General features: G+C 69.4%; 11 protein-coding genes. All 11 read left to right on the top strand.

The genetic code is table 11. The features are described 5' to 3' along the window. Window positions 1-241 precede the first annotated feature (241 nt). Window positions 242-817, top strand: a complete 576-nt coding sequence (locus IY392_RS06100; protein ID WP_194860769.1) for a MauE/DoxX family redox-associated membrane protein — start codon at window positions 242-244, stop codon at window positions 815-817. Window positions 818-922: 105 nt separating this feature from the next. Further along, window positions 923-1,531 carry a redoxin domain-containing protein gene (locus IY392_RS06105; RefSeq protein ID WP_107756565.1) on the top strand — a complete coding sequence of 203 codons (609 nt, stop codon included), beginning with the start codon at window positions 923-925 and terminating at the stop codon, window positions 1,529-1,531. 70 nt (window positions 1,532-1,601) lie between these two features. Next, on the top strand, window positions 1,602-2,315 hold the full coding sequence (locus tag IY392_RS06110) for a methylamine dehydrogenase light chain (protein ID WP_375292892.1): 714 nt from the start codon (window positions 1,602-1,604) through the stop codon (window positions 2,313-2,315). 22 nt (window positions 2,316-2,337) lie between these two features. Next, on the top strand, window positions 2,338-3,696 hold the full coding sequence (locus tag IY392_RS06115) for a hypothetical protein (RefSeq protein WP_194860770.1): 1,359 nt from the start codon (window positions 2,338-2,340) through the stop codon (window positions 3,694-3,696). Then, window positions 3,696-5,297, top strand: a complete 1,602-nt coding sequence (locus IY392_RS06120; protein WP_194860771.1) for a multicopper oxidase family protein — start codon at window positions 3,696-3,698, stop codon at window positions 5,295-5,297. The genes IY392_RS06115 and IY392_RS06120 overlap by 1 nt, the downstream gene beginning before the upstream one ends. A gap of 6 nt (window positions 5,298-5,303) precedes the next feature. Continuing rightward, window positions 5,304-5,663, top strand: a complete 360-nt coding sequence (locus IY392_RS06125) for a plastocyanin/azurin family copper-binding protein (RefSeq protein ID WP_194860772.1) — start codon at window positions 5,304-5,306, stop codon at window positions 5,661-5,663. Beyond that, window positions 5,660-6,013: a cupredoxin domain-containing protein gene (locus IY392_RS06130; RefSeq protein WP_107756560.1), complete on the top strand. Its 354-nt coding sequence runs from the start codon at window positions 5,660-5,662 to the stop codon at window positions 6,011-6,013. Before IY392_RS06125 ends, IY392_RS06130 begins: the two co-directional genes overlap by 4 nt. Before the next feature lie 182 nt (window positions 6,014-6,195). Next, window positions 6,196-6,996: a methylamine utilization protein gene (locus IY392_RS06135; protein ID WP_194860774.1), complete on the top strand. Its 801-nt coding sequence runs from the start codon at window positions 6,196-6,198 to the stop codon at window positions 6,994-6,996. Window positions 6,997-7,231: 235 nt separating this feature from the next. Beyond that, complete coding sequence (thrS, locus tag IY392_RS06140; protein WP_194860775.1) at window positions 7,232-9,319, top strand: threonine--tRNA ligase; 2,088 nt, start codon at window positions 7,232-7,234, stop codon at window positions 9,317-9,319. Further along, the gene (locus IY392_RS06145) at window positions 9,316-9,894 is read left to right on the top strand and encodes an HIT domain-containing protein (RefSeq protein ID WP_107756559.1); all 579 of its coding nucleotides are present in this window, start codon (window positions 9,316-9,318) and stop codon (window positions 9,892-9,894) included. Before thrS ends, IY392_RS06145 begins: the two co-directional genes overlap by 4 nt. 13 nt (window positions 9,895-9,907) lie before the next feature. Continuing rightward, on the top strand, window positions 9,908-10,488 hold a 581-nt coding region (pgsA, locus tag IY392_RS06150; RefSeq protein ID WP_194860773.1), incomplete at its 3' end, for a phosphatidylinositol phosphate synthase.

Below are 10,488 nucleotides of genomic sequence, written 5' to 3' on the forward strand. Positions count from 1 at the left end.
CGCCCGGTCGCCCGGCGCCCGGTGCCCGGCGCGCGGATGAACCCCCACTGTCATCGTTCCTCTACGGGTGAGGAGACCTCGCCGGCCGGGCCGTCTCGTCGACTGTGATCTCGACAACTTCAGAGCGTTAGAAACAACTGAGCACTTTGCTGGCAACGCCTGAGTAACACACCGGGCATAGCGTCCGCGACGTGCCACGACATCTGAATCGTGGGAGCCGAGCGCGTCGGAAGGAACGGTAATGACGGGAATGTTCGCCACGTCGGTCATCGGAATCGCACTGCTCGCCGCCGGGCTGGGCAAGCTACGCGACATCGAGGGCCACTCCCGAGTGGTCGTCGGATACAAGATCCTGCCCGACGCCGTCGCGGCGAGAGTGGGACGGGTTCTGCCGTTCCTCGAGATCGTGCTCGGTGCGGCGTGTCTCGGGCGAGTCGGCCTGCCAGCCGTCGCGTGGTCGGTGGTGGCCCTGTTCTGCGTCTATGCGGCCGGACTGGCGGTGAACCTCCTCCGAGGTCGCACGGAGCTGGACTGCGGATGCTTCGCCTTCGGTGAGCACGACGCTCCCAGGATCGGGTGGTGGCACGTGGCCAGGGCCCTCGCGTTCGCCGCCGGCGCCGTGGCCTGCCTGTACCTGCCGGGCCCGAGTTCTCTGCCCGAGGTGGCGACCGGGTTCGTCCTCGCCGTACTGGCGGTCGCGCTGGCGTTCGGGGCGGCCGCGGTGTCCTCGACGTTGACGCTCGGTCGGAGCAGGGTCGACGACTACCTCCAGCCGGCCCGCGACGAACTCAGCCGGCGCTACTCCGCCTCCCCTTAGCAGTCCCCCGCCCCAATAAGGGCGTTCTCATCTGTCACGTCCTCTACACCCGCACGCCGCAGTCGGGCGTCGCCCGATCGTCCACCCTCGAACAGGAGTACTCCTATGTCTGCTTTCGTCCTCACGCTGCTCGTCGTCCTCGTGCTGGTCGACGTCGTCCTGGTCCTGATGATCCTGGGGTTGGCCCGGGAACTGGGCCGGGTCCAGGTGCGTCTCGGCCCGCTCGGGGCCCGGGTGCTCGACTCGGGTCCTGCGGTCGGGGACACCGGCCCGTCCTTCTCGGGCCTGGTCGACCACATGGAACGGGACACCACCGTCGCCGGCGAGCGCGACAAGCCCCAGCTGCTGATGTTCACGGGCCCTAAGTGCTCGACCTGCAAGGCGTTGCTCCCGGGGATCAAGGCCATGGCCAAGGCCGAGCGCGACCTCGACGTGGTGCTGATCTCGGACGGGACCGAGGAGGAGCACCGTGAGTTCCTGGCCGGAGCCGGGATCGGCGCGGAACTGTCCTACCTCGACGCCCGCGACGTGGGCATCGCGTACCAGGTCGGCACCACTCCGTACGGGATCCTCCTGGACACCGACGGGTCCATCGCCGCCAAGGGTCTGTGCAACAACATGCAGCACGTCGAGAGTCTTCTCAACGCGCTGGAGTCGGGCACGCCGACGATCCAGCACCTCTACGCCGGTATCGGCGTCCCCACCGCCTCGTGAGCGCACCGCGGCGCTCGTCACCGCGGTCCGCGCACGATCCGTCCACCCCATGCAAGGAAAGGAACACCTCGTGGCTCACATCGATGACTCCGACCAACGCCGCCTGACAGAACACGCCGAATGGCTGTCCGGCGGGGGAGGGAGTTCGCTCAGCAAGGTCTCCCGGCACCTGTCGGAACGCACGTCCCGCCGCTCGGTCCTCTCGAAGATGGCCAAGTGGACCATGGGCCTGTCGGGAGTGGCCGTGGTCGGCGCACTGCCGGTCACCCGCGACCCCCAGGCCCTCGCCCAGCAACCGCCCGCGTCCGGCGCCACGACGCCCCCCGCCCCGCAGAATGCGGTGACCCCGTTCGGGGCCGGTGACGACCTCCTGCCCACGTACGACGGCAAGGATCCCACCGAGTGCAACTACTGGCGCTGGTGCAACATGGACGGCCGACCCTGCCCCTCCTGTGCGGGCGGCGGAGTCTCGACCTGCGCACCCGGATCGAAGCCGGGAGCGGAGTACTGGGTGGGGTGCTGCACCCATCCCGAGAACGGCAAGACGTACCTGATCGCCTACTACGACTGTTGTGGCGCCCCGCGGTGCTCCACGAAGTACTGCGGCGAACCGGACGCCCAGGCCGTCATGTACAACCCGGTCTCCGGCAGTTTCGATCAGGAGATCATCTGGTGCGTCTCGGACGAGTCCCAGTCGTACACCTGCACGCTCGCCCCGATCATCGGCGAGGACTGCCAGACCAACCACGCCACCCGCCCGCGCGTCGGCGCGGGCTCCCGCTAGAAGGGCCGAGAGGACCACTCAGATGACCGTTTTCACCACCCCCCGCCTCGCGGGCCTCTCCGCGGCCACCGCGGCCGTGCTCCTGCTGGTCGGGTGTTCGCCCGGTTCCGACGGCGGAGACGACGGGGAGTTCGACGTGGCCAACGGGGTCGCGACCACCTACGAGTTCCCGAACGTCCCCGCGGTCACGGCCCCTCCGGCGAACGCCACGCTCGGCGACGAGGACCAGGAACTGGGAGAGGTCGGCGCCGACCCGAACATCCCGTACACCGCCGAGGTGACACCGATCGGCGCCGACTGGATGATCGCCGCAGAGTGGCGCGACGACGAGACCGTCTGGGCCGCCTTCGACCCCGCCGACGGCGTCGTCAAGACCCGCATCACCACAGGTCACGGTATCTGGGACGACGTCGTCCACCTCTTCACGACCGATACCCCTGCCGACCCGCAGGCCGTGGCGTTCGAGGTGTGGACCCCGCGCGGTTCGCGCGGCCAGGCCGACTACACCGTCTCGACCTACTCCGGAAACCTGCTCGAACCCGACGAGGTGCTCCTACCGCGCCACGTGCGGTTCCACTCCCGAGAGGGTTCGCACACGATCAGCGGCGCCGGCCGGTTCATGACCTCGTGGGACGACCAGCTCTTCGGGCCCCGTGTGGTGGATCTGGACCGCGGGGTGCTGTCCGGAGAGCAGCAGATCATCGGCTGCGGACCGTACACGTGGCCGGTCGGGGACAAGATCTACTCGGTGTGCGAACGATCCCGCGAACTGCTCGAGCTCACGATCGACGACGAGGGGCGCATCAGCGAGAGCGGCCGCTCGAAGGTCCTGCCCGAGGGTTTCACGGCGTCTCGTGAGGCGCACTTCGCCGACGACGTGGAGTCCGGGTTCCTCATCAACGAGGCCGGCGAGGCCTACCTCTTCGACTTCTCCTCCGGCCTGCCCACCGACGAGGTGCGTCCGCTGGGCAACGTGGGTCGAGACGGAGGACGCTTCTACACGAACGGCATCCGTCCCGACGGGGAGCAGTTCTTCGTGGAGTACACCGATTCCGACATCCATCCTCATTCCGCCAACGGGGGAGACGTGGTCCGGGTCCGGTTGTTCGACGTCGACGGCGCGCGTGAGACCCAGAACCTCGATCTGGAGAAGCTCGGGCTGGACTCGATCGACTCCGTCTCCTACAACCTCGACGGATCGGTCCTCTACGTCCTGGGCACCGCCCCCGGAACGGCTGACGACGAGGGGGAGGACCTGCCCACGATCGTCGGCGTCGACCCCGCGACGGGGGAGGTCGTCTCCACCGCGACGATCACCGGCCACGCCGGCGGCTCCGACGGTGTCAGCGGAGTGCGGGCCCCGGAGCGGAGGGTCGCCTGATGGGACTTTCCCCGGGGACGCTGGACCCGGCCCGGTCCGGAGTGAGCCGACGGGCCTTCCTGGCCGCGCTCGGACTCGGTGGGGTGGGGGTGGCGATGGCGGCCTGCGCGGCCGAGAACGCCATCACCACCGCCGTTCAGGCCTCGGACCGGATCGGGTACGCGGATCCCGAGGTCGCCGCGGCGGAGGCCGCCCGGTTCAGTTCGGGGCGCGCGGTGGACGTCACGGTGACAGCCGCACTCGCCGCCTTCGGTCTCGCCGGTCGTCAGGTCTCGGCGAGGTCGTACGGCGACGGGCCGGTGGGGCCGGAGATCCGGGCCTCCCTGGGGGACGAACTCCGGGTCCACCACGTCAACGCCCTGGACGAGGAGACCGTGATCCACTGGCACGGCATCCAGATCCGGAACGACATGGACGGTGCCCCTCCGTTGACGGGTGAGAACGTCGCCCCCGGTGGGTCGTATGACTACGCGTTCAGGCTGCCGCACGCCGGGACGTACTGGTATCACTCGCATTCCGGGCTCCAGGCGGATGAGGCGATGCTGGGCGCGCTGATCGTCGAGGATCCGAAGGATCCTTACGGCGCCGACGTCGACCTGGTGGTCGTGCTCGACGACTGGACCGTGGGGCACGGGCCGTCACCTGAGGACCTGCTCCGCGCCCTCAACCCGGCGCTGGGTGGGCACGCGGGCCACGGGGGACACGGAGGGCACCAGGGTCACGGATCCGTGACGACGACGACCACGACCCCGGTGGATCCGGAGGCCATGGCGCGGACCGCCGGGCCGCATCCGGAGTCCGTGGAACTCGGCGGGATGACCCAGCACATCTCCTACCCGGTGCACCTGATCAACGGCCGACCCACCGCCGACGCCGAGCCGCTGGTGGCACCCCCGGGCGCCACCGCGAGGCTCCGCATCATCAACGCCGCGGCGGAGACGCCGTACCGCGTGGCCGTGGGAGGTCGCATGATGCGGGTCATCGAGACCGACGGGTTCCCCTGCGAACCGGTGGATGCCGCGTCCGTGCTCGTGGGGATGGCCCAGCGGGTCGACGTCCTGGTCGAGGTCGGCTCCGGCACGTGGCCCGTGGTCGCGCGGGTGGAGGGCACGGACGACTTCGTCGCCACGACCCTGCGCAGCCGGGACTCGGTCACCAGCGTCGACCTCGCCCGGTCCGGCCGGATACCCGAGCTGGACCGCACGCCGGTTCAGGACTCGGGCCTCCGGGCCACCGAGGCCTCCGCACTGCCGGCGCGGTCCCCGGATCGGACCTTCCGACTGGAACTCATCCAGTCGCCCTCGGATTACGTGTGGGGGATCGCCGGACCGGATGTCGGGAAGGTGACCATGCGGACGGGGGAGCGCATCCGCGTCGAGATGACCAACAACACGACGATGTGGCACCCGATGCACCTGCACGGACACACGTTCGGGGTCCCGGAGTACGGCGGGTTGCGGCGAGACACCGTGATCATCCACCCGGGCCAGGATCTGGCGTTCGAGTTCGACGCCGACAACCCGGGGGCGTGGATGTTCCACTGCCACAACGCCTACCACCTGGACGCCGGGATGACGACCAACTTTTACTATGAGAGGTAACTGACGATGTTGCGACACACCGCCAAGATCGCCGCGATCGCCGTGTCGGCGGTCCTGCTGACGACCGGGTGCTCTTCTGACGGCGGGCCCGGGGGCGCCTCCTCCGGCACCACCGTGCAGGTCCGTGTCCTCGACATGAGCTACGACCCCGCGGTCGTGACGATCAAGCCGGGGGACACCGTCGAATGGGTCTGGGAGGCCTCCCTTCCCCACGACGTCGTCTCCGACGACGACGCGCCGATGAGTTTCGCCTCCGAACTCCAGACGGAGGGGAGCTACTCGCAGACGTTCGACACCGCCGGCGTCTACGGCTACCACTGCACCCCGCACGCCCAGATGACCGGGGAGGTGATCGTCGAAGAATGACCCGCACCCGGACGGGTCTCCCACGTCGACACCCGGGCCTGGCCGTTGTGGCCGCCGCGGTCCTCGCGGTCACCGGGTGCGGGAGCTCCCCGGAGCCGACCAGGGTCACGGTGCGCAACGTCGCCTTCGACCCCCGGGAGGTGCACCTGACGGCCGGGGAGGAGGTCGCCTGGTTCTACGACGACGGAGGGACGTTCCACGACATCGTCGTGGACGGCCTCACGTCGACAGCCGGCTTCCGCGCCGAGGGCGAGCACAGGATGACGTTCGACCAGCCCGGTGTCTACCGCGTCACCTGCTCCATCCATCCCCAGATGGTGGGCACCGTCATCGTCAGCCCCCGCCGGTGATCCCGCGTCAACCGGACACAGATCTCTCGCTCATTCCACTATCGAGGAGGAACATCATGACCAGTACCCAGACCACAGCCCCACACCTCGCAGAGGTCCCTCCGCCCGACGTGGCGGAAGGCAGGACGGTGGCCGACATCTCCGATCTCGACCTGGGTGACCGGCCGGGCATCCGTCCCCGGATGGGTGTCGCCGTCGGCCTGGCCACCAGGCTCGGCGTGGCCGCCGCCTCCGTGGCGGTGGGCGTCGGTGCGGCCGTCGCCGTCGGCGCGGTCGGTGGGCTCACCGCATCCGTTGCCCTGACGGTCGGAGTGGTGGGCGCCGCCGCCCTCACCGCCGTCGCCGCGAACTGGTCGACCTGCGGCATGTCCGTGGCGGGTGTCGTCGCCGCACCCAAGCAGTCGGACCGTCCCGGCGACGGGTCCGCGGTGGCCCGACTGGGGGCGCATCTGGCGGGATCACTGCTCACCGCTCTGCCGGTGGGCGCGGGCCTGGGGCTCGTGGGCATGGCCGTCGACCAGTTCGTGGGGCCGCTGCCCGTCGCCCCGGTGTTGGCGGGATGGTCCCTGCTCGCCCTGATGTACGGTCTGCACGAGACCGGGCTCGTCCGCATGCCCACCCCCATGCGACGTCAGCAGCTGCCACGGCACCTGCGCCGGGTCGGCCGGCCCATGAGGGTCTCGTTCTACTTCGGGACGTTGATCGGGCCGGGGTTCATGATCTTCATCCGTTCGAGCGCGTACTACCTGCTCTTCCTTGGCACCGTGGCGCTCGCGAACCCCGCCCTGGGTGCGGCGTTGTTCGCCGCCGTGTCGGTCGGCCGATGCGGGCCGTCGGTCATGGCGATCGTGCACCAGCACCGCGGCGGCACGATGGGTGACTTCCTGCTCAAGTGCATGTCCGCGGACCGGCTCGTGCAGCTCGCCGCGGGCTCTGGCCTGCTCGCCCTGGCCGGGTTCGGAGCCGCGGCTCTGGCCGTGTGACGACGGCGCCCACCAGGAGTGCCCGCGGGGCACCCGGTCCGTCACACGGGCCGGGTGCCCCACAGGTGCGTGAGCGTCCCGGAACGTCCGCCCGAGGCGGTCCGGGACTCCGGGAGCCGCCGGGTAGCATGGACCGGCCCGGGTCCGTCGTCGGAGTTGGTGCGCCCATCACGGGTGGCCCGGAGTCACCCGTCGTCCACTGCCGAGGAGATCGCCCCCCGTGTCCGAGAACCGCATGCCGGAAGCCGACGTCGACGCGACGGGTGCGGGCACCGTGACCACGACCGTCATTCCGGCGGGGGAGCCGGCGGGCAAGATCCTCGCCGAGCGGGAACTGCAGGTCAGGAGTGGGCCCGGCACCATCGTGGTGGTGCGCGACCCGGGTGGCGCGCTGCGCGATCTGTCGTGGGTCCCCGAGGTGGACACCCAGGTCGAACTCGTCCGTGCGGACACCGAGGACGGCAGGTCCGTCATCAGACACTCCTGTGCCCACGTCCTGGCGCAGGCCGTGCAGGACAAGTTCCCCGAGGCGAAGCTGGGGATCGGCCCGCCGATCGAGAACGGCTTCTACTACGACTTCAACGTGGCCGAACCGTTCACCCCCGAGGACCTCAAGGACCTCGAGAAGCGGATGAAGAAGATCATCAAGTCGGGCCAGCGGTTCGCCCGGCGCGAGTACGCCTCGCTGGACGAGGCCCGCGCCGAACTCGCGGGCGAGCCCTACAAGCTCGAACTGGTCGAGGACAAGGGCCGGGCCGACTCAGGCGACGCCGGGGGCGCCGAGGCGCTCGAGGACGCGGAGATCATGGAGGTCGGGGCGGGAGCGCTGACCGCGTACGACAACCTCAACCCTCGGACCGGCGAGGTGATCTGGTCGGACCTGTGCCGGGGGCCCCACGCACCGACCACCAAGTTCATCCCCGCGTTCACCCTCACCCGGTCCTCCGCGGCGTACTGGCGCGGGGACCAGAAGAACGCCGGCCTCCAGCGCATCTACGGCACGGCGTGGGAGAGCACGGAGGCGATGGACGCCTACCTCGATCGCCTCGCCGAGGCGGAGAAGAGGGACCACCGCCGGTTGGGCACCGAACTCGACCTGTTCAGTTTCCCGGACGAGATCGGGTCGGGGTTCCCGGTGTTCCACCCGCGCGGCGGGATCATCCGCAACGAGATGGAACAGCACTCCCTACGCCGCCATCTCGCGGCCGGGTACTCGCTGGTCAACACGCCCCACGTGACCAAGGGCGACCTCTTCCGCAAGTCCCAGCACCTGAGCTGGTACTCGGAGGGGATGTTCCCCCCCATGGTGCTCGACGCCGAGTACGATGCCGAGGGCAACGAGACCAAGCCGGGTCAGGACTACTACGTCAAGCCCATGAACTGCCCCATGCACAACCTGGTCTTCGACTCCCGCGGCCGCTCCTACCGCGAACTGCCCCTGCGGATGTTCGAGTTCGGCACGGTCTACCGCTACGAGAAATCCGGCGTCGTCCACGGCCTCACCCGCGCTCGTGGATTCACTCAGGACGACGCCCACATCTACTGCACCGAGGAGCAGATGGAGGGCGAGATCGCCTCCGTCCTGTCCTTCATCATCTCGCTGCTGCGCGACTACGGACTCGAGGACTTCTACCTCGAGCTGTCCACCAAGGACCCCGAGAAGTACGTCGGGGGCGACGAGATCTGGGAGCGGGCCACCGAGACGCTCGAGCGGGTCGCCACCCACTCCGGCCTCGAGCTGGTCCCGGACCCGGGCGGGGCGGCGTTCTACGGCCCCAAGATCTCGGTCCAGGCTCGGGATGCGATCGGACGCACCTGGCAGATGTCCACCGTGCAGCTCGACTTCAACCTCCCCGAGCTCTTCGATCTCACCTACAACGCCGCCGACGGCACCAAGAAGCGTCCCGTGATGATCCACCGGGCACTCTTCGGTTCGATCGAACGATTCTTCGCCGTCCTGCTCGAGCACTACGCGGGGATGTTCCCGGCGTGGCTGGCCCCCGTGCAGGTGGTCGGGATCCCCGTGGCGGAGGCCCACGAGAAGCACCTCGAGGACGTGATCGACGAGCTCCGGGGCCGGGGGATCCGCGCCGAGCTCGATCTGGCCGACGAGCGGATGCAGAAGAAGATCCGCACCCACACGACCGGCAAGGTCCCGTTCATGCTGCTGGCCGGCGACCGGGACGTGGAGGCGGGGGCGGTGAGCTTCCGGTTCCCCGACGGCACCCAACTGAACGGGGTCTCGCGTACCGCCGCGATGGACAAGATCGGGTACTGGATCAACTCGCGGCGCAACGACGTGCCCACCGCGGAGCGGGTGTGACGCCCCGGGAGCCGATCCGGTCGGACGGCTACCGCCAGTACGGGGCGGGGGAGGACCGTCTCCAACGGCTGTGGACCCCGTATCGCATGGCCTACATCGCGGAATCGGCGCCCCCGCCCGTCGAGGGCATGACGGGGGAGCCGTTCCTCGACATCCCCCGGATGAGTGACGAGGACGGTCTGGTGGTGGCCCGCGGAGCGGCCGTCTACGTGGTCCTCAACCTCTACCCCTACAACCCGGGGCACTCCATGGTGGTGCCGTACCGCAAGGTGGCCGACCTGGAGGATCTCGACGACGACGAGTCGCGCGAACTCATGTCCTACACGCAGCACCTCATCCGGGTCATCAAGGCCGTGTCCCGGCCCGATTCCTTCAACGTGGGACTCAACCTGGGCAGTGCCGCGGGGGGATCGCTGTCCGGCCATCTCCATCAGCACGTCGTGCCGCGCTGGATCGGGGACGCCAACTTCATTACCGTGACCGGCGACACCAAGGTGCTGCCGCAGCTGCTCCGCCAGACCCGACAGCTCCTGGCCGAGGCGTGGTCGACGGTGCCCGGTCCCGACCGCACCTGATTCGGGGGAAGAGATGCTCAGCGAGTTCGGAAGGTCGGGCGTCACCAAGGTGGCGCACCCCTTCGCGGCGTTCCTGGTCCGGATCGGGGTCACGGCCAACGGCATCACCCTGACCGGGCTCATCCTGACCTGCGCGGCGGCGGTGGTCCTCTTCGGCAACGGCCATCTGGTCGCCGGGGCGATAGTGATCGCCCTGTGCACCCTGCTCGACCTGGTCGACGGCGCGGTCGCACGGGCGGGAGACGGCGGGTCCCCGTACGGCGCACTGGTCGACGCGGTGTCGGACCGGGTGGCGGACGGCGTCATACTCGCCTCCCTGCTGTGGTGGCTCGTGGACGGGCGCCCCGACGACAAGTACGCACTCGGCATGCTGCTGGCCTGCCTCGTGCTCTCGCAGGTGGTCTCCTATTCCAAGGCGCGTGCGGACGCCGGCGGACTGCGCACGCCCGGTGGCCTCATGGAACGCGCCGACCGTCTGGTGTTGATCCTCCTCGGCGCCGGGCTGGAGGGACTGGGGGTGCCCTGGGCCCTCTCGGTCGCGCTCACGGTGGTGGCGGTGGGCAGCCTCGTCACCGTCATCCAACGGGTGTGGGG

The sequence above is a fragment of the Dietzia sp. SYD-A1 genome (genome assembly GCF_015356725.1).
Lineage (GTDB): Bacteria > Actinomycetota > Actinomycetes > Mycobacteriales > Mycobacteriaceae > Dietzia.

Bases quoted from the DNA above. Each gene is read 5' to 3' on its own strand.
- IY392_RS06130 (WP_107756560.1), top strand. From the start codon at position 5,660: ATGACCCGCACCCGGACGGGTCTCCCACGTCGACACCCGGGCCTGGCC.
- thrS (WP_194860775.1), top strand. From the start codon at position 7,232: ATGCCGGAAGCCGACGTCGACGCGACGGGTGCGGGCACCGTGACCACG.
- IY392_RS06115 (WP_194860770.1), top strand. From the start codon at position 2,338: ATGACCGTTTTCACCACCCCCCGCCTCGCGGGCCTCTCCGCGGCCACC.
- IY392_RS06120 (WP_194860771.1), top strand. From the start codon at position 3,696: ATGGGACTTTCCCCGGGGACGCTGGACCCGGCCCGGTCCGGAGTGAGC.
- IY392_RS06135 (WP_194860774.1), top strand. From the start codon at position 6,196: ATGGGTGTCGCCGTCGGCCTGGCCACCAGGCTCGGCGTGGCCGCCGCC.
- IY392_RS06125 (WP_194860772.1), top strand. From the start codon at position 5,304: ATGTTGCGACACACCGCCAAGATCGCCGCGATCGCCGTGTCGGCGGTC.
- IY392_RS06105 (WP_107756565.1), top strand. From the start codon at position 923: ATGTCTGCTTTCGTCCTCACGCTGCTCGTCGTCCTCGTGCTGGTCGAC.
- IY392_RS06100 (WP_194860769.1), top strand. From the start codon at position 242: ATGACGGGAATGTTCGCCACGTCGGTCATCGGAATCGCACTGCTCGCC.